17 protein-coding genes are annotated in these 17092 nt (G+C 50.0%); 11 read left to right on the top strand and 6 right to left on the bottom strand.

Annotated elements, in window-relative coordinates; translation table 11 throughout:
• Positions 1-112 precede the first annotated feature (112 nt).
• The 6 genes from minD to IJG50_07000 all read left to right on the top strand — a co-directional run bounded on the left by minD (position 113) and on the right by IJG50_07000 (position 6740).
• A complete protein-coding gene (minD, locus tag IJG50_07025; GenBank protein ID MBQ3379598.1) occupies positions 113-874 on the top strand; it encodes a septum site-determining protein MinD in 762 nt (253 codons plus the stop codon).
• 28 nt (positions 875-902) lie between these two features.
• Entirely contained in the window at positions 903-1316 is a 414-nt protein-coding gene (gene mgsA / locus IJG50_07020) for a methylglyoxal synthase (GenBank protein ID MBQ3379597.1), read from the top strand.
• A 64-nt stretch (positions 1317-1380) separates the two neighbouring features.
• Complete coding sequence (locus IJG50_07015) at positions 1381-2643, top strand: histidine--tRNA ligase (GenBank protein ID MBQ3379596.1); 1263 nt, start codon at positions 1381-1383, stop codon at positions 2641-2643.
• 31 nt (positions 2644-2674) lie between these two features.
• Positions 2675-4456, top strand: a complete 1782-nt coding sequence (gene aspS / locus IJG50_07010) for an aspartate--tRNA ligase (GenBank protein ID MBQ3379595.1) — start codon at positions 2675-2677, stop codon at positions 4454-4456.
• Positions 4457-4474: 18 nt separating this feature from the next.
• Positions 4475-6418: a threonine--tRNA ligase gene (gene thrS, locus IJG50_07005; protein ID MBQ3379594.1), complete on the top strand. Its 1944-nt coding sequence runs from the start codon at positions 4475-4477 to the stop codon at positions 6416-6418.
• A gap of 31 nt (positions 6419-6449) precedes the next feature.
• Positions 6450-6740: a hypothetical protein gene (locus tag IJG50_07000; protein ID MBQ3379593.1), complete on the top strand. Its 291-nt coding sequence runs from the start codon at positions 6450-6452 to the stop codon at positions 6738-6740.
• Between the two features lie 150 nt (positions 6741-6890).
• Here IJG50_07000 and IJG50_06995 read toward each other — a convergent pair whose 3' ends face one another.
• Together IJG50_06995 and IJG50_06990 are read right to left on the bottom strand one after the other, a co-directional pair.
• Positions 6891-7268 (bottom strand): type II toxin-antitoxin system death-on-curing family toxin, encoded by a 378-nt coding sequence (locus tag IJG50_06995; GenBank protein ID MBQ3379592.1) that lies wholly within the window; start codon positions 7266-7268, stop codon positions 6891-6893.
• Positions 7265-7507: a type II toxin-antitoxin system Phd/YefM family antitoxin gene (locus IJG50_06990; protein ID MBQ3379591.1), complete on the bottom strand. Its 243-nt coding sequence runs from the start codon at positions 7505-7507 to the stop codon at positions 7265-7267. The genes IJG50_06995 and IJG50_06990 overlap by 4 nt, the downstream gene beginning before the upstream one ends.
• Positions 7508-7699: 192 nt before the next feature.
• On the opposite strand from IJG50_06990, the gene IJG50_06985 reads away from it, so the two are divergent.
• Positions 7700-7840: a hypothetical protein gene (locus tag IJG50_06985; protein ID MBQ3379590.1), complete on the top strand. Its 141-nt coding sequence runs from the start codon at positions 7700-7702 to the stop codon at positions 7838-7840.
• A 72-nt stretch (positions 7841-7912) separates the two neighbouring features.
• On the opposite strand, the gene IJG50_06980 is transcribed toward IJG50_06985, so the two are convergent.
• The 4 genes from IJG50_06980 to IJG50_06965 all read right to left on the bottom strand — a co-directional run bounded on the left by IJG50_06980 (position 7913) and on the right by IJG50_06965 (position 12345).
• On the bottom strand, positions 7913-8980 hold the full coding sequence (locus tag IJG50_06980) for a leucine-rich repeat domain-containing protein (GenBank protein ID MBQ3379589.1): 1068 nt from the start codon (positions 8978-8980) through the stop codon (positions 7913-7915).
• A gap of 538 nt (positions 8981-9518) precedes the next feature.
• Positions 9519-10010: a hypothetical protein gene (locus tag IJG50_06975; GenBank protein MBQ3379588.1), complete on the bottom strand. Its 492-nt coding sequence runs from the start codon at positions 10008-10010 to the stop codon at positions 9519-9521.
• Between the two features lie 27 nt (positions 10011-10037).
• The gene (locus IJG50_06970) at positions 10038-11303 is read right to left on the bottom strand and encodes an ArsB/NhaD family transporter (GenBank protein ID MBQ3379587.1); all 1266 of its coding nucleotides are present in this window, start codon (positions 11301-11303) and stop codon (positions 10038-10040) included.
• Positions 11304-11517: 214 nt separating this feature from the next.
• Positions 11518-12345, bottom strand: a complete 828-nt coding sequence (locus tag IJG50_06965; GenBank protein MBQ3379586.1) for a DNA-3-methyladenine glycosylase 2 family protein — start codon at positions 12343-12345, stop codon at positions 11518-11520.
• Positions 12346-12734: 389 nt separating this feature from the next.
• On the opposite strand from IJG50_06965, the gene IJG50_06960 reads away from it, so the two are divergent.
• The 4 genes from IJG50_06960 to IJG50_06945 all read left to right on the top strand — a co-directional run bounded on the left by IJG50_06960 (position 12735) and on the right by IJG50_06945 (position 16917).
• Positions 12735-13622, top strand: a complete 888-nt coding sequence (locus IJG50_06960; protein ID MBQ3379585.1) for a LysR family transcriptional regulator — start codon at positions 12735-12737, stop codon at positions 13620-13622.
• Positions 13623-13734: 112 nt separating this feature from the next.
• Positions 13735-14622, top strand: coding sequence for an aldo/keto reductase (locus IJG50_06955; GenBank protein ID MBQ3379584.1), 888 nt, complete (start codon positions 13735-13737; stop codon positions 14620-14622).
• Between the two features lie 22 nt (positions 14623-14644).
• Positions 14645-15736, top strand: a complete 1092-nt coding sequence (locus IJG50_06950; protein MBQ3379583.1) for an alpha/beta fold hydrolase — start codon at positions 14645-14647, stop codon at positions 15734-15736.
• A gap of 29 nt (positions 15737-15765) precedes the next feature.
• A complete protein-coding gene (locus IJG50_06945) occupies positions 15766-16917 on the top strand; it encodes an S-layer homology domain-containing protein (protein MBQ3379582.1) in 1152 nt (383 codons plus the stop codon).
• Positions 16918-17092: the final 175 nt, after the last annotated feature.

Raw genomic sequence — 17092 nt, 5'->3', positions numbered from 1 at the left:
ACTTATACTTTGTAAAAATTAAGCGTAAGGATTGAATAACTATTTAATATATGATATCATATTAAAATAAAAAGTCAGTTTGTAACGCTTTTTTCAACGCTAAGGAGGAAATATGAGCGCCGTTATAGCCATTGCTTCCGGAAAAGGGGGCACGGGAAAGACCACAACGTGCGCCTGCCTCAGTGTTGCGCTTGCGCGCGCGGGTAAGCGTGTGCTTTCGGTAGACTGCGATTTCGGGCTTAGAAATCTCGATCTGGCGCTGGGACTTGGCGAAACGGCAGTGTTCGATGCGGCAGACGCGATAAACGGCGTATGTACGCCGAACGACGCCGTTATAATACATAACAAATATCCGTCGCTTCACCTTATATGCGCGCCTCAGGACGAGAAGAAGGCCGATTTTACACCGGCCGCCTTTGCAACATTAGTACGCGAGCTTGAGCCGGAGTACGATTTTATACTGCTCGACTGTCCGGCCAGCTTGGGACACGCCTTTGAATGCGCGCTTTCGGCGGCAAACGAGGCCATTCTTGTTACAATACCGCAGTCGTATGCGCTGAGAGATACCCAAAAGATAGCCGACGTAGTTACAGGGCGTGGGATAGAAAACGCACGTCTTATCGTTAATATGGTGCGTACCCGCCATATAAGCCGTGGATACAGCAAAAACATAGACGACATAATAGATATGGTCGCACTGCCGCTTTTGGGCGTGGTGCCCTATGATGAGAATATATCGGCATACCAGAACAGGCGCATGGATATTATGGATGATGAGCGCCTTTCATCAACGACGGCGTTTTACAATATAGCGCGTCGTATAATGGGTGAGCGCGTGCCGATAATGAAAATAAAAAACAGACGTTTAAGATAAGCACGACAAAAAAAGAAAGGGTGATCTCATGAATATTGCGCTGTTGTCACATGATAAGAAAAAAGAGCTTATGGTGCGTTTCTGTATCGCATATAAGCCGATACTCGCAAAGCATTCGCTTTGTGCAACGGGCACTACGGGCAAGCTCGTGCACGAAGCTACGGGGCTGGAAATAGTGAAGTTTTTAAGCGGCGCGCAGGGCGGCGCGCAGCAGATAAGCTCGCGTATAGCATATAATGAGATCGACCTTGTTCTGTTTTTCTGCGACCCGCTTACGCCCAGACCTCATGAGCCCGACGCGACGTCAATACTCAGGCTCTGCGATGTGCATAACATACCCATAGCTACGAACGTAGCGACGGCGGAGGTGCTCGTCCAGGGACTCGGACGCGGCGACCTTGACTGGCGCGACATTGTAAATCCCAAAAAAACAATAAGGTAAGCGCAAAAAAACCGCGTAAGTATGCGCGGTTTTATCCATTATTTCTTTTACAGGAGGGTAAACTATGATAAAAATGCCGAGAGGCACAAAGGATATACTTCCCGACGAGAGCTTTAAATGGCAATACGTTGAGGATAAGATAAAAGGCGTATGCCGCGACTTCAATTTTAAGGAGATACGTTTTCCCACCTTCGAGCACACCGAGCTTTTTAAACGCGGCGTGGGCGACACGACGGACGTAGTGCAGAAAGAGATGTATACCTTCTCGGATAAGGATCAAAGAAGCCTTACGCTTCGTCCCGAAGGTACGGCAGGAGTTATGCGTTCGTTCGTGGAGCACGGCCTTTACGGCGGCGCGCTGCCCTTAAAGCTTTATTATCTCATTTCGTGCTTCCGTTATGAAAAGCCTCAGGCCGGAAGACTAAGAGAGTTTCACCAGTTCGGCGTTGAGCTTTTGGGAAGTCCCTCGCCCGCGGCGGACGCGGAGGTCATAAGCCTTGCGAACGCCATATTCGAGCGGCTCGGCGTGAAAGATCTCAGCCTTATCATAAATTCGCTCGGATGCCGCACCTGCAGAAAGGAGCATTCAAAGGCTCTGAAAGAATATTTTACGGCGCATGTAGACGGCTTATGCGACACCTGCCGCGAAAGGCTACAAAAGAACCCCATGCGTATAATTGACTGCAAGAACGATTCCTGCAAGGAGATAGCAAAGGGCGCGCCCTCGATACTCGATTATATCTGCGATGATTGCTCCAAGCATTTTGAAGAGACGAAGCGCCACCTTACGGCGGCGGGCATAAAATATACGGTAGATCCCACGATAGTGCGCGGCCTTGATTACTATTCAAAGACGGTATTTGAATTTGTTTCGGGCGATATAGGCGCGCAGTCCACCGTGTGCGGCGGCGGCAGATACGACTACCTTGCGCGGGAGCTTGGCGATATAGACTGCGCGGGACTCGGATTTGCGATGGGCATAGAGAGGCTTCTTTTAGTCATGGAGGCGCAGGGGCTTTTCATGGGAGAGAACAAGCCGTGCGACTTATATATAGCGTCGATGGGAGACGAGGCGAACGTGTTCGCTTCGGGCCTTGCGGCGGCCATGCGAGCTAAGGGCGTTTCGGTTGAGACGGATCTTATGAAAAAGAGCTTAAAAGCGCAGATGAAATACTCCGACCGCCTGGGCGCGCGCTTTTGCATCGTCATAGGCGAAAGCGAGATGGAAACGAGAAAGGCTCAGCTTAAGAACATGGCTACGGGAGAGAAGACGGATATAGATCTTTCAGACGTTTCGGCGGCGGCCGGACTTATAAAGAGCTTATAACATAAAACATATATAATACAGAGGTGCAAATATGCAAAAGCGAACACATTACTGCGGCGGCTTTCGTATGGCTGACGTGGGAACACAGGCCGTGCTGTACGGATGGGTACAGAAGCAGCGCGACATTGGCAGTCTTATATTTATCGACCTTCGCGACCGCACGGGCATATGCCAGGTGGTCTTTGAGGAGGAGACTGCCGCAAAAGAATATTTCGACCTTGCGTTCACGCTCCGTTCGGAATATGTCGTATGCGTGACGGGAACTATACGCGAGCGTTCAAATAAAAATCCCAACATACCTACGGGCGACGTGGAGCTTTTGGCTTCGAGCGTGACGCTTTTATCGAAGGCGCAGACGCCGCCGTTTGAGATAGTGGAAAATTCGGACGTTAATGACAATTTGCGTTTGCAATACCGTTATCTCGATTTAAGACGCCCCGATATGCAGCGAAAGATCATGCTCCGCCACCGCATATCGAAGATAGCCCGCGACTATTACGACGAGAACGGTTTTCTTGAGATAGAGACGCCGATGCTTCAGAAATCGACGCCGGAGGGCGCGCGCGACTACCTCGTGCCCAGCCGCGTGAAGAACGGCTCGTTCTACGCGCTGCCGCAGTCGCCCCAGCTTTATAAGCAGATACTTATGATATCGGGCTTCGACAGATACTTCCAGATCGCGCGCTGCTTTAGAGACGAGGACCTGCGCGCAGACCGCCAGCCCGAATTTACGCAGATAGACGTTGAGATGTCGTTCGTTGACGCAAACGACGTTATGACGGCTAACGAGGGCTTTATAAAGCGCGTGTTCAAAGAAGTATTGGACGTTGAGCTTGAGACTCCTTTCCTTCGCATGCCGTACAAAGAGGCGATGGAGCGATTCGGAAGCGACAAGCCCGACACGAGATTCGGATTTGAGCTTAAAAATATAAGCGACATCGTAAAAGGCTGCGGCTTCGGCGTATTCAAAAACGCCGTCGAGGCGGGTGGAAGTGTGCGCGCGATAAACGTAAAGGGATACGCCGATAAGATATCGCGCAAAGAGATAGATTCGCTGGGCGAGTTCGTAAAGACGTACCGCGCGAAGGGACTTGCGTGGATGAAGGTAACAAAGGACGGCGTTTCCTCGCCTATCGCTAAGTTCTTATCGGACGACGAGCGCGCTGCGATACTTTCCGCGATGGACGCAGGTGAAAACGATCTTCTTTTATTCGTTGCGGATAAGGATAAGGTGGTATTTGACGCGCTCGGCGCACTTAGATGCGAAGTTGCGCGCCGCCTTGACATATTGGATGCAAACACGTACAATTTTTTGTGGGTCACCGAGTTTCCGCTTCTTGAATACGACGAGGAAGAGGGACGCTTTGTCGCCATGCACCACCCCTTCACCGCGCCGATGGACGAGGACGTGGAGTATCTTGACCGTGACCCCGGCCGCGTGCGCGCGAAGGCTTACGATATAGTACTTAACGGCGTTGAGCTGGGCGGCGGCTCGATAAGAATATTCCGTGAGGATATGCAGGAGAAGATGTTCTCCGTAATAGGCCTTTCAAAGGAGACTGCAGCGGAGCGGTTCGGATTTTTACTCGAAGCCTTCAAATACGGCGCGCCCCCGCACGGCGGCATGGCTTACGGCCTCGACAGGCTCGTTATGCTCATGACGGGCTCGCAGTCGATACGCGACGTTATAGCGTTTCCGAAGGTGCAGAACGCTTCCGAGCTTATGAGCGGAGCCCCCGACACCGTAGATAAAAAGCAATTAGACGAGCTTGGCATCGCTGTTATAAAAAGCGATGCTTCCTCGGAGCAATAATCATAGAAGGTGAATGATATGATAAATATTAAACTTAAAGACGGAAGCACGATGGAGCTTGAGGCTCCCGTAAGCGCGTTCGAAGCGGCGCAGAAGATATCGCAGGGACTTGCGCGCGCGGCTTTCTGCGCGAAGGTAAACGGCGAAGTAGTCGATCTCAGACATATAATAGACGGCGACTGCGATTTTGAGGTATGCACCTTTGACAGCGAGGAAGGAAAGCGCGCCGTATGGCATTCGACCTCGCACATAATGGCGCAGGCCGTAAAGCGCCTCTATCCCGACGTAAAGCTTGCCATAGGCCCCGCTACGGCTTCGGGCTTTTACTACGATTTTGATACCGAAGTTGCGCTCGACGCCGATTCGCTTACGAAGATAGAAGCCGAGATGAAAAAGATAATAAAAGAAAAGCCCGTTTTCGAGCGCTTCGAGGCGCCGCGCGACGAGGCGTTAAAGCTCATGGCGGACGAGCCGTACAAGGTGGAGCTTATAAACGATCTGCCCGAGGATGAAACGATATCGTTCTACCGCCAGGGCGAGTTTCTTGATCTCTGCGCGGGCCCTCACGTTATGGACGTGTCGAAGATAAAGGCGATAAAGCTTCTCTCCGTTACCGGTGCCTATTGGCGCGGCAGTGAGAAAAACAAGATGCTCAGGCGCATCTACGGCGTATCGTTCTTAAAGGCGAGCGAGCTTGAGGAGCATTTGAAGAAGCTTGAGGAGGCGAAGCTTCGCGACCACAACAAGATAGGACGCGAGCTTAAATATTTCACGACAAACGACTATATCGGCCAGGGACTGCCGCTTCTTATGCCGAAGGGCGCAATGCTTTTCCAGATACTCTCGCGTTTCGTTGAGGACGAGGAGACGCGCCGCGGCTACGTGAGAACGCGCACGCCGTATATGGCGAAGAGCGACCTTTACAAGCTGTCCGGCCACTGGGACCACTATCTTGACGGTATGTTCGTATTGGGCGATCCCGCGAGTGACGACGAGGTGTTCGCGCTTCGTCCGATGACGTGCCCGTTCCAGTATATGGTATATAAGAATGACCTGCACTCGTACCGCGATCTGCCGATACGCTACGGCGAGACGTCCACGCTGTTCAGAAACGAGGCCTCCGGCGAGATGCACGGCCTTATCCGTGTGCGCCAGTTCACGATATCCGAGGGACATCTTATCCTCATGCCCGAGCAGCTCGAACAGGAGTTTAAGGGATGCCTTGACCTTGTAAAATACATGATGACGACGCTGGGACTTTATGAGGACCTTTCGTTCAGATTTTCGCGCCGCGACCCCGCCGACAAGGAAAAATACATCGGCACCGACGAGATATGGGACAACGCCGAAGCGCTCATGGCGCAGATACTCGATCATCTCGGCATCGAGTATAAAGAGGGCATAGGCGAAGCGGCGTTCTACGGACCGAAGCTCGACATTCAGATAAAGAACGCTTTCGGCAAGGAGGACACGCTAGTAACCATTCAGATAGACCCGATGCTTGCGGAGCAGTTCGATATGTTCTACGTTGACCGCGACGGTCAAAAGAAGCGCCCCTACATCATACACCGCACCTCGATAGGCTGCTACGAGCGCACGATAGCGCTGCTTTTAGAAAAATACATGGGCTCGCTTCCGCTGTGGCTTTCGCCGGAGCAGATAAGGGTAATGCCCATATCGCAGCATTTTGCGGATTATGCGGCAGAGGTGAAAAAGGCCATAGAAGCGGCGGGACTGAGAGTAACGCTCGACGAGCGCAACGAAAAGATAGGCTATAAGATACGCGAGGCCCAGATGGAGAGGATACCGTATATGGTCATTGTGGGCGAGAAAGAGAGAGCCGAGGGCAAGGTGGCCGTTCGCTCGCGCAATTTAGGCGACCTTGGATCCATGGAGCTTTCGGCATTTTTAGACAGAGCGCTTGACGAGGACAAAACGCGCGCGATAAGCCCCAAAGAATAAAACGAGCATATTTTAAGAAGGAAGACACATCATGATAGACCGAGACAACAGCATACTTGCGGCTCAAAAGCGAGTTGACGCGGCGCTCAAAGATCTTGCGGCGGCGTCGGTCGCGCCCGAGTTCGTATATGAATATCTTTTTTTGGTAAACGAGGTCGTGAGCATCTACAACAAGTTTTCGGATGCGCGCGGCAGCGACGATGAGGACAACGCGCTCAAATACGCAAGATGGATAGTAAACATCGTCGAAATGGAAAAAAGGGAAGGTATGCTCTCAAGCCGTTCAAAGGACGGCGCGAAAGAGGCACAGACCGGTCCGTGATGCTGTAAGTGAATATAAGAAATGTAAGTGAATATAAGAAAGAAGGGGGCTGCCCTGTGCGGGCAGCCCCCGTGGCAACAAGAAGCCGGGGCGGATGGAAACAGCCGCCCCGGACTTTCGTTTGCGGCGAAAAGTCAAGGTTTTTTCGGATCATTCCTCGTGATTTTTGACCCATTTGAGCAGATCCTCATATCCCATGCTTCCGTCTGCAACAGAAAGCCCGACATGGATCAATTCCTCGTCTGTGCAGCGAATTCTGATGCCGTTCATTTCAAGAAAAGAGAGCATCACATAGATGCCGATCCGTTTGTTGCCGTCCACAAAAGCATGGTTAGAGATCAGTGTATAGCCGAGCCTTGCCCCTTTTTCCTCTTTGCTGGGATAGAATTCTTGACCTCCGAAGCCGGAGAATGCGCTTTCCAACGCAGAATCCAGCAAACCCTCATCACGCACACCGACGCTTCCGCCGGTTGCTTCTGCCAGCAGTTTATGAAGGAGCAGGACCTTTTCTTTTGAGAATTTGATCATTTTGCCAACTCCTCAAACGCAGCTTTGTGTTCGCGCAGGATCCGCGCTGCAACGAAATCGATCTTCTCGTCTTCCGTCATATCGATCTGCGGCTCCGTGTCAAGATCGATCACGAGCAGCTTCGGCCGATTGTTCTTAAAGACCACGACGCGGCCTTTCTTCTCTGCCAGTTTTGCAACGCGGGAAAAGTTCTGATTTGCCTCGGTCGCCGTCACGATGGCACCGGTATCGATCGTCATAAATATCGCCTCCACATATAGCATACCACAAGTTAGGCAAAAATCAACCTATAATATAACTAAAAATTCTTCGATGTAAGCAAGCCGTAAAGGATTCGTTTTCGCTGCTCTGATCGGCAAAAGAGAACACGGATAATAAAAAAGCAGGCGCGCAAGTTCGTATATGAATATCATTTTTTGGTAAACGAGGTCGTGAGCATCTATAACAAGTTTTCGGATGCGCGCGGCAGCGACGACGAGGAAAATGCGCTTAAATACGCCGGCTGGATCATAAATATAGTGGAGATGGAGAAAAGAGAAGGGATGCTAAAGGAAGTGTCCCGCGATGCGTAGCTCTGTTTGGATCATGTGAAAGTTAAAGCCCCCGCGGGTATTCCGCGGGGGCTTTTTTGCGTTGGGGCGGGGTTAGTTTGCGCTGTTGTAGTGGATGGTGGCTTTGGTGAGGGGGTCGTTATATGAATCTATGCTTATGCTCTGCCACTCAGATTGAGTGCCTGTGTAGTATACGTCTTTAAGACCGTCGCAGGTATAGAACGCATAGTCGCCTATTTTCGTCACGCTCGACGGTATCGTCACCGAAGCGAGATCGTTGCAGCCGTTAAATGCACCGTTGCCTATGCTCGTCACGCCGGACGGTATAGTATACGCTCCGCTTTTGCCTGCCGGATATGTCACAATCGTTTTTTTATCTTTTGTGAATAAGACACCGTTTACGGAAGTATACGCAGTATTCCCCGATGCAACACTTATAGACGTAAGACCGCTGCAGCCGTAGAACGCGCTGCTGCCAATACTCGTCACGCTTGACGGTATAGTCACCGACGTAAGGGCGGTGCAGTCGGAGAACGCATTATTGCCAATGCTCGTCACGCCTTCGGGTATAGTCACAGACGTAAGACTTTCGCACCACGCGAACGCAAACTCGCCGATGCTCGCAACGGTCGACGGTATCGTCACGGACATAAGGCCGGTGCAGTCGGAGAACGCATAGTCGCCAATTCTCGTCACGGCTGCGCCGTCTATCATTTTGGGAATAACAAGTGTAGTTATGCTTTTGTCCTCTACACCCGTTACCGTGCCGGTGGACGCATCAAATATCAGTCCCTCTGTCGGAGGAGGCTCCAGAACAGTTATCGTCTTCGCCGTAGCGTTGTAGCCGGTGCTGTACGTGCTGCCAACATAGGAACGAATCGTGTAGCTGTACGTCGTGCCGCCTTCTGCCGTTGTATCGGTATACGATGTAGCGGTTGTCGCCGAAAGTATAACGGTCCATTTGCTGCTGCCTGTCTTACGGTATACGCGGTATCCGTCCACGCCGTCCTGCGGCTGCCAAGCGAGGCTGACCGCGCCGTCTGCATAGCTTATAGACGTGATGTTCACTGCCGGCGGCGTGTCTGCCGCCAAGCCCATCACGGGCAGCATGGTTATGACCATGACTATCGCCACGATAAGGCTCAATGCTTTCTTTTTCAAAATTGCTCATTCCTTTCTTGCTTTATTTATCTATATTAACGCGAATACTTCGCCGTTGTTTTCCGTTTTTTTAGATCAGCCTGCTCCCTATGTCACTGTCGAGGCGCAAAGCGCCGAAGAGTCTTAATGCCGAAAGATCCTTCGCTTCGCTCAGGATGACACTGAAAAGAAGCCCAGGATGACAAAGGACGGAGGCGCACGGGATGGCGCTGGGGAATACGGATCGCCGCGTCTTGGGGCGGCCGGAGAGTGGGTGCGAATTGCCGCGCCGTTTCTCTTATACGCAAGACGACAGCTTTTACCTTACCGTGTCTCCAAAAGGGCTGTTATAACGCAGATCCGCAAAAAAGCAGTGTTTTCGGCCCCCGTTTTTTAATTCTCTTTACTGTTCTTCGACAGGAAAAAGCCCGTTTTTCCCTCGTTTTCCTATTGTTTTACCATAAAAAGGTGGGGAAAAAAGTATACTTTTTTCCCCAACAAAAGTTATCCCAAACAAAATAAGCCCCCGCGGACGTTCCGCGGGGGCTTTCGTATTATCTTATTCCTTTTCGTCGAGTACGATTTTGTCGGATGCACTCTGCGTTGCTTCCATGTCGGAGAGCAGCGTTTCAATCGTGGAGGTGAGGTACTGTACCTTTGCCGCGTCCACGTTGAAGTTTAAGAACGTGTCCTCAGCGCTGTATGCAAGCTCGTGAAGCTTGTTTAAAGCGGTAACGAAAGAGGCGAAGTTCTTGCTCTTCTGCGCGTTTTTGAACTGATTTACGTCGTCCTTTATATACTTTATGAGCTCCTTCTGCGTTGCAAACTTTTCGGGACGCATCGCATAGGGCAGAAGGCGCTGCAAAAAGAGCGCGTTATTCGTGTTTATCGTATATACGTATCTTAATTTGTAGCCGTCCTCAAGCGGAAAGTCTATCTGAAACTGCTGGCCTATCATTTTTTTTATGTCTGCGCCGCCTAATTGACGAAGCGCCATTTCTGTAGCCATGCCGTCGAATGCGGCGTTGTCGAGTCTTACGTTATTGGGCATTTAAAAGCATCTCCTTTTACAGTATTATCAGAAGCGGATCACTAGGTAAACGGCAGCTATCGCTACGGAAACGAGCATCATGGGGAAGCCGATCTTTAAGAAGCTTATGAACGTTATCGGGTAACCCTCGCGCTTCGAAATACCGGAGAGCACGACGTTTGCCGACGCGCCGATGAGCGTACCGTTGCCGCCGAGGCATGCGCCCAGGGAGAGCGCCCACCAAAGAGGCATAACGTCCATGCCGCTTGCCTCCATCGTTATGATAACAGGTATCATAGTCGCAACGAAGGGAATATTGTCGAGTATCGCGGAAACTACCGCGGAAACGATAACGATGAGTATCATAGCTACTACCATTTCGCCGTGCGTTGCATCCATAAGGAAGTTTGCAAGTGCGGTGATAATGCCGACCTTCTCCATGCCGCCTACTACTACGAAGAGGCCTACGAAGAAAAGTATGGTCGGCCATTCGATGGAGCAGAGGATGTGCTCTACTTCCTGCTTGCCGATAATGAGCATTACTGCCGCTGCGGTAAGAGCGACTACCGACGAGCTTACGCCGATAGAGCCGTGGAGCACGAAGCCCGCAACTACGATGACGATCATAACAACGCTCTTGATAAAGAGAGGACGATCCTTAATCGCTTTTTTCTCGTCAAGCTGCATAACGCTTGACATAGCTTCTTCGGTCACCTTCATCTTGCGTCCGTACATAAACTTGAAGATGAGAATGAACACGACGAGTATAACTACTACTGCGGGCGTAAGGTTTACGATAAAGTCGCCGAACGAGAGGTTTGCCGCGCTGCCTATCATGATATTCGGCGGGTCGCCGATGAGCGTCGCCGTACCGCCGACGTTAGACGCGAGTATCTGCGTCATTAAGAACGGCACGGGGTTTATCTCAAGCATAGCGCATATAGTGAGCGTCATGGGACCGATGAGCAGTACGGTCGTTACGTTATCGAGAAGCGCCGAGAGCACCGCAGTAATGATAATGAATATTACCATGATGCGCCATGGCTTGCCCTTTGCAATCTTTGCCGATTTTATAGCAAGGAATTCAAACAGTCCCGATTCCTTGACTACTCCGACGAAGGTCATCATGCCGATGAGTACGCCCAGCGTGTTAAAGTCGATAAAGCCGAGACTTTCATTAAAGTCGATAATACCGAAGAAGATAAGGATTATCGCGCCGGCGATAGCCGCTGCGGCACGATGTATCTTTTCCGATACTATGGCGGCCATAACGAGAATAAACACGACGAGAGCAATGATTTGTGGTGTTGTCATTTTTATCCCCCTTAAAAATATATATTTTTTTATTTTGCAAAAATAAAATGGATTTTTACTTATTAAAAATAATATATCGTTATGAAAGAAGATAATCAACACTTTTTTGGCCATAAAAGTGAAAAAACGAGCTTTTCGTGATTTTAATCGAAAACCACCCGAAAAGCTCATGTTTTTTCTAAATAATTTATCAGGAAAAACCAAAGAATTTTTCTTATATTTTGTTCTCTCTCGCATAGTAGAAAAGATACTGTTGGGCAAGGCCGCAGTAAGGCGCGAACATAGCGGGGTCGAAATTGCGGCCGCCGTAGAATTTCAATATGGCCTTTTTTATCCACGTATCGACAGGGAAGGCGTCTACCTTGCCTGCGCCGAATAAAAGCACGCAGTTCGCCACCTTGTCGCCTACGCCGTTTATCTTTTTAAGCTCCTCGCGTCCTTCGAGCGCGTCCTTCGTCTTAAGCGATGAAAGGTCTACGTCGCCCGCGTTTATTTTATCAAGTGCGTCCTTTATATATTTAGCCCGAAAGCCGGCACGTATGACGCCTAAGTCGTCTGTAGACGCTTCGCTTAAGCGTTCGAGAGTGGGGAATGTATAGAACGCACGCCCGTCGGGGGCGAATATCTTCTCTCCGAAGTTTTCGCACAGCCGCTCGATTATGCCCTTTATGCGGGGGATATTATTGCTTTGCGAAATGATGAACGAGATAAGGCACTCGAACGTATCCTGATTTAAAACGCGGATGCCGCTGCCGAAGGCCGAGGCGGCGCGCATTATGTCGTCGTCGCGCGACAGCGCGTCTATGATCTTTTGATAATCTCGGTCAACATCGAAATATGCGCGCCATATCGCGTCGTACTCGCTTTTCGGCGCATGTATCAAAACGCCTTCGTCCGACTGCGTCACATGAAGATATTGCCCGAAAGCCACGCCCTCATATCCGCCGTTTGGCGACGGATCGAAGCGGAACGCCTGTCCGCATTCAAATATCTGCTTTATATCAAAATTTTGCGCGTTTTTTATAAGCGTTGCATCGTTCATAATTCATCACCCGATACGATTATACTCCGGATCGGTCACAAAATAAAGAGCTGCGCCGTATTATATAGCGAAGGCCGGAAGATCCGGACGAAAGAATTATATTTGCCGGAGGGATATACACTTATGAGTTGCAAAAACAACTGGCTTGACCAGAACAACGTGCTGTGGATATTTATAATAATCGTGATAATCTCTTATTTTTTTAACGACTGCGACTGAAGACGCGCGGTTTTGTAAGCGGCATGAGCATACGGTCCATGCCGCTTTATGTTTTCGTGGAGAATATAAGCTTTCGGAAACAGGGGCGTGTATTTGAAAAATGACGCATTTTTTGATATACTTAATTTAGTATAAATTACATTAACAACAAAACGGGGGCAAGATAAATGCTGTACGACCCGCATTTGGACGTATTTCTTCGCGTGGCAGAGCTTGGCAGTTTTTCAAAAGCGGCGGCCGCTGGTTTTATTACGCCGTCCGCCGTGATAAAGCAGATAAACCTTCTTGAAAGCGACCTCGGCGTTCGTCTGTTTGAACGGACGCACAGGGGGCTTAAGCTTACAAAAGCGGGAGAATCCTTAAAGGCGGACGCGCCAGAGATCATAAAGAAAAGCATGGAGGCTGCGCACAACGCAGTTTTGGCCATGGAGCATGAAACCGATATAATACGAATAGGAACGTCGCCTATGACGCCTGCCTGGGTGCTTATTGAGCTTTGGCCCAAGCTTTCCGTTCTTTTGCCTAAGCTGAAATTTCAGCTTGTGCCGTTTGACAATACGCCGCAGAATGCAAGGATGATTTTGAAAAACTTAGGAGAGAATATCGACGTGGTATCGGGCATTTTTGACGAGCGTCTGCTCGACTACAGAGAATGCAGCGGCATAGAGCTTTCAAGGGAAAAGCTTTGCGTTGCTTTCTCCGTAAATCATCCGCTTGCCGCAAAGAAACGTCTGTCTTTAAAGGATCTGTACGGCGAAGAGCTCATGATGCTTGCCCCGGGAAGCATGGGATGCATGGATGAGCTGAGAGAATACCTGAAAAGCAGGCATCCACAGATAAAGATCATCGACTTTCCGCTGTATAACACAGGAGTTTTCAACGAATGCGAAAACAAAGGCAGGCTGCTTATAACCGTAGAGCGATGGAAAACGGTGCATCCGCTGTTAAAAACGGTACGCATGGGGTGGAAATATGATATGTCTTACGGTCTTTTGTATTCAAGATCGCCCGACAGAAAGGTAACACAGTTCCTTAACGCAATAAAAGAGATAACGTAGTTTATACCTTTAGGTATAAGCTGTGTTCCGAAAAAAGACTCCTTTAGGAGTCTTTTTTTATTATAATCAAAATTGACAAAAGAATAAATAATTTTCAAGGAGGCTTTTTACAATGGAGTATGTAACGCTTTCAAACGGAATAAAAATGCCGATTTTGGGTTACGGTGTGTACCAAGTGACGAAAGACGAATGTGAGAGGTGTGTTCTCGATGCATTAAGGGCCGGTTATCGCAGCATTGATACGGCGCAAAGCTACTTCAACGAAGAAGAAGTCGGCTCTGCCATTGAAAAATCGGGCGTAAAGAGAGAGGATATTTTTTTGACTACGAAGGTATGGCTGGAGCATTACGGGTATGACGCCTGCAAAAGATCCGTTTCGGAGTCGCTTAAAAAACTAAAGACGGATTATATAGATCTGATGCTGCTTCATCAGCCGTTCTCCGATTATTACGGCGCATGGAGGGCGCTTGAGGATCTGTATGAAGAAGGCGTTCTGCGCGCTATAGGAGTCTCAAATTTTTATCCCGACAGACTTGTTGATATAGCGTCTTTTTCACGCATAAGTCCCATGGTAAATCAGGTTGAAACGCATCCGCACAACCAGCAGACGGAAGCGAACATTTGGATGGATAAATATGATATTCGCCACGAGGCTTGGGCGCCCTTCGGCGAGGGAAGAAACGGGCTTTTTGACGATCCGGTCCTTTCGGAAATAGGGGCGAAATATAATAAGACCACGGCGCAGGTGATTCTTCGATGGCACATTCAGCGCGGCATAATAGTTATCCCCAAGACAACGCATTATGACCGCATGGTGCAAAATCTTAATGTGTTCGATTTTTCACTTACGGGCGAGGATATGGCGAAGATAGCAGCGCTCGATAAGAAGCAGTCGTCTTTCTTTTCGCATTACGACCCCAATATGGTCGAGTGGTTCGTAAAAATGGTCGAGGAGAGAAAGAAGAACAAATTAAGTCAAAACGAAAAGAAGAATTGGTAAATAATTTTAAGGGGGAGGTACAATGAAAAGGTATGTATCAATAATAATTGCCGCGCTAGTTTTGGCGGCGGCATTGGTGGGATGCAGCAGCGTATCGGAAAATGAGAATAACGAAAACGAAGCAAATACCGGCGCCGCTGCGTCCGATGCGCTCATGATAGCCGAGCAAGGATATTTTTCGGCAGGCGGAACGGTGACCGAGCCTGTTGCCGGCGATTACGACGAAACCGTTAACTGGCAGGATCCCTCGCGCGCGGGTAATACCATGCACGTTGACCATGCCAACGTATTTTATCAGATAGCGGCTAACGATAACGGTAATCCTATCGTATATCTTCACGGCGCCGGTCAGTCGCGCATGGGCTGGATGACTACGCCCGACGGGCGCGAGGGTTGGTCAGACATTTTCTTAAAGAACGGACACAGCGCTTTTTTGGTCGATCAGCCGAGACGCGGCGAGGCGGGCAGCGTTTCTGAAGGCCCGGTGGATACTCTTGCGGGAGATCAGGCGTGGTACACGCATTTTCGGATAGGACGCATTGCTCCCGACAGATACGAGGGGTCGCAGTTTCCCGAGGGCGAGGAAGCTCAAGATCAGTTTTTCCGCCAGATGACGCCGAATACGGGCGAATACGATCAGGAAGTTATAACGGCGGCTATGAACGAGGTTTTAAAAAAAGCGTATGAGAAGACGGGCAATAAAGTTATTCTGATGACGCATTCTCAGGGCGGACTTATAGGATGGGATGTGGATCTCGATTACGTATCGGCGATAATAGCGATAGAGCCGGGATTTGCGCCGAGCGAAGCCATGACGCCCGAAAGCTATAATAAGTTTATGGATATGCAAGACAAGATACCGATAATCTTCTATTACGGCGACTATATAGATAACGGCCCCGAAGACATAGCCTCGACCCAATTTTGGCAGTGGTCGCGTCAGTCCTGCATTGATTTTGCCGAGGCGTACAATACTGCGGGCGGCGACGCTGCTGTAATAAACCTGCCTGACGAGGGAATATACGGCAACAGCCATTTTCTCTTCCAGGAGCTAAACAACGAAGAAACGGCGCAGCATATAGAGAATTGGCTGGGCAAACACGGGCTGAACTGACGTTCATATAGAGTTTGGAGGCGTGAAAATTGAAAAAATACATAAGCATTATTTTGGTGATCGCCGTAATGGCAATGACCTGTGCCTGCACAGCCCTCGGAGAGGGCGAAGCGGATGCGGGAATTTATTCAGACGTAGCGGCGGACGCATGGTATGCCGAAGCCGTAAAAACCCTTGGTGAAAACGGGATAATGAACGGCACGGGCGAGGGACTGTTTTCGCCCGGCGATATGTTTACGCGAGCACAGCTTGCAACGGTGCTCTACCGCATGGAGGGCGAGCCTCAAGTCACGGGTGAGGACGCCTTTACGGATACGAAAAGCGGTGAATGGTATTCCGACGCGGTGCTTTGGGCGTCGCAAAACAATGTTGTAAACGGTTACGGAGGCGGAGTCTTCGGCACGAACGACCCCGTAACGCAGGAGCAGCTTGTGGCGATGCTTTGGCGTATGAAGGGCAAGCCCACATCATCCGGTACGGCGGACGATGCCTCGTCGTGGGCTGCAGACGCAGTAAAATGGGTGCGTACGAACGGATTGGCTGACGGCGCGGAGCTTGGTTTTTCGCCTAAAAGCACGGCAGTTCGCGCACAGGTGGCCGTTATATGCCAAAGATATATGGCGCTTGAGGATACGAACGGCGACAAAAACGACGTGCTTATTATATATTTCAGCGCTGCAAATACGAAAGATCCTGACGCTGTAAGTGCGGCCACGCCTCTCGTTGACGGGCAGGGGGCAACAGAATGGATGGCGAACACCATCGCGGATGCCACGGGAGGCGATATCGTAAAGATAGTTCCGTCAGAGGATTATCCGCTTTCATATAATGACCTTGCCGATCATGCAAAGAGTGAAGCGGACAATGATGCAAGACCGGCGATCGAGCCGTTACAGACAGATCCTGCATCGTATAAGACCGTGTATATAGGATATCCCATATGGTGGTATACCATGCCAAAGGTGATGGAGACGTTTTTTGATACGTACGACCTTTCGGGTGTTACGATAATCCCGTTTAACACGCATGAGGGAAGCCGCGACGGCGGCACCTACGACATGATAAAACAGCGCGAGCCCAATGCCGCTGTGCTTGAAGGGCTTGCCGTAAGAGGCGACAACGCGGGAACGGACAGCGCAGAAAAAACCGTAACCGATTGGATAGAGGCTGTTCATTCGTAATGATTTGCACTATAACGGCAAAATAACGCACGGGCGGGGTCTGTCCCAAAATTTGTGTAAAGTCCGAAGCATGGTGTAAAACAGAGCAAAAATAATATATTGCGGGAGGGCGGATTATTCCGGCCTCCCTTTCTTGCAGTATAAGCGGGAACGGAATGCATGTCAAGGGCGGCGG

The organism is Clostridia bacterium (assembly GCA_017405765.1).
In the GTDB taxonomy this organism is placed as follows: Bacteria; Bacillota; Clostridia; order Oscillospirales; family RGIG577; genus RGIG577.
This window is presented reverse-complemented; position numbering and strand designations above follow the sequence as displayed.

Excerpts from the sequence above, each read along its gene's own strand:
- aspS (MBQ3379595.1), top strand. The coding sequence starts at position 2,675 with ATGCAAAAGCGAACACATTACTGCGGCGGCTTTCGTATGGCTGACGTG.
- IJG50_06970 (MBQ3379587.1), bottom strand. The coding sequence starts at position 11,303 with ATGACAACACCACAAATCATTGCTCTCGTCGTGTTTATTCTCGTTATG.
- thrS (MBQ3379594.1), top strand. The coding sequence starts at position 4,475 with ATGATAAATATTAAACTTAAAGACGGAAGCACGATGGAGCTTGAGGCT.
- mgsA (MBQ3379597.1), top strand. The coding sequence starts at position 903 with ATGAATATTGCGCTGTTGTCACATGATAAGAAAAAAGAGCTTATGGTG.
- IJG50_06965 (MBQ3379586.1), bottom strand. The coding sequence starts at position 12,345 with ATGAACGATGCAACGCTTATAAAAAACGCGCAAAATTTTGATATAAAG.
- minD (MBQ3379598.1), top strand. The coding sequence starts at position 113 with ATGAGCGCCGTTATAGCCATTGCTTCCGGAAAAGGGGGCACGGGAAAG.
- IJG50_07000 (MBQ3379593.1), top strand. The coding sequence starts at position 6,450 with ATGATAGACCGAGACAACAGCATACTTGCGGCTCAAAAGCGAGTTGAC.
- IJG50_06955 (MBQ3379584.1), top strand. The coding sequence starts at position 13,735 with ATGGAGTATGTAACGCTTTCAAACGGAATAAAAATGCCGATTTTGGGT.
- IJG50_06975 (MBQ3379588.1), bottom strand. The coding sequence starts at position 10,010 with ATGCCCAATAACGTAAGACTCGACAACGCCGCATTCGACGGCATGGCT.
- IJG50_06995 (MBQ3379592.1), bottom strand. The coding sequence starts at position 7,268 with ATGATCAAATTCTCAAAAGAAAAGGTCCTGCTCCTTCATAAACTGCTG.
- IJG50_06950 (MBQ3379583.1), top strand. The coding sequence starts at position 14,645 with ATGAAAAGGTATGTATCAATAATAATTGCCGCGCTAGTTTTGGCGGCG.
- IJG50_07015 (MBQ3379596.1), top strand. The coding sequence starts at position 1,381 with ATGATAAAAATGCCGAGAGGCACAAAGGATATACTTCCCGACGAGAGC.
- IJG50_06990 (MBQ3379591.1), bottom strand. The coding sequence starts at position 7,507 with ATGACGATCGATACCGGTGCCATCGTGACGGCGACCGAGGCAAATCAG.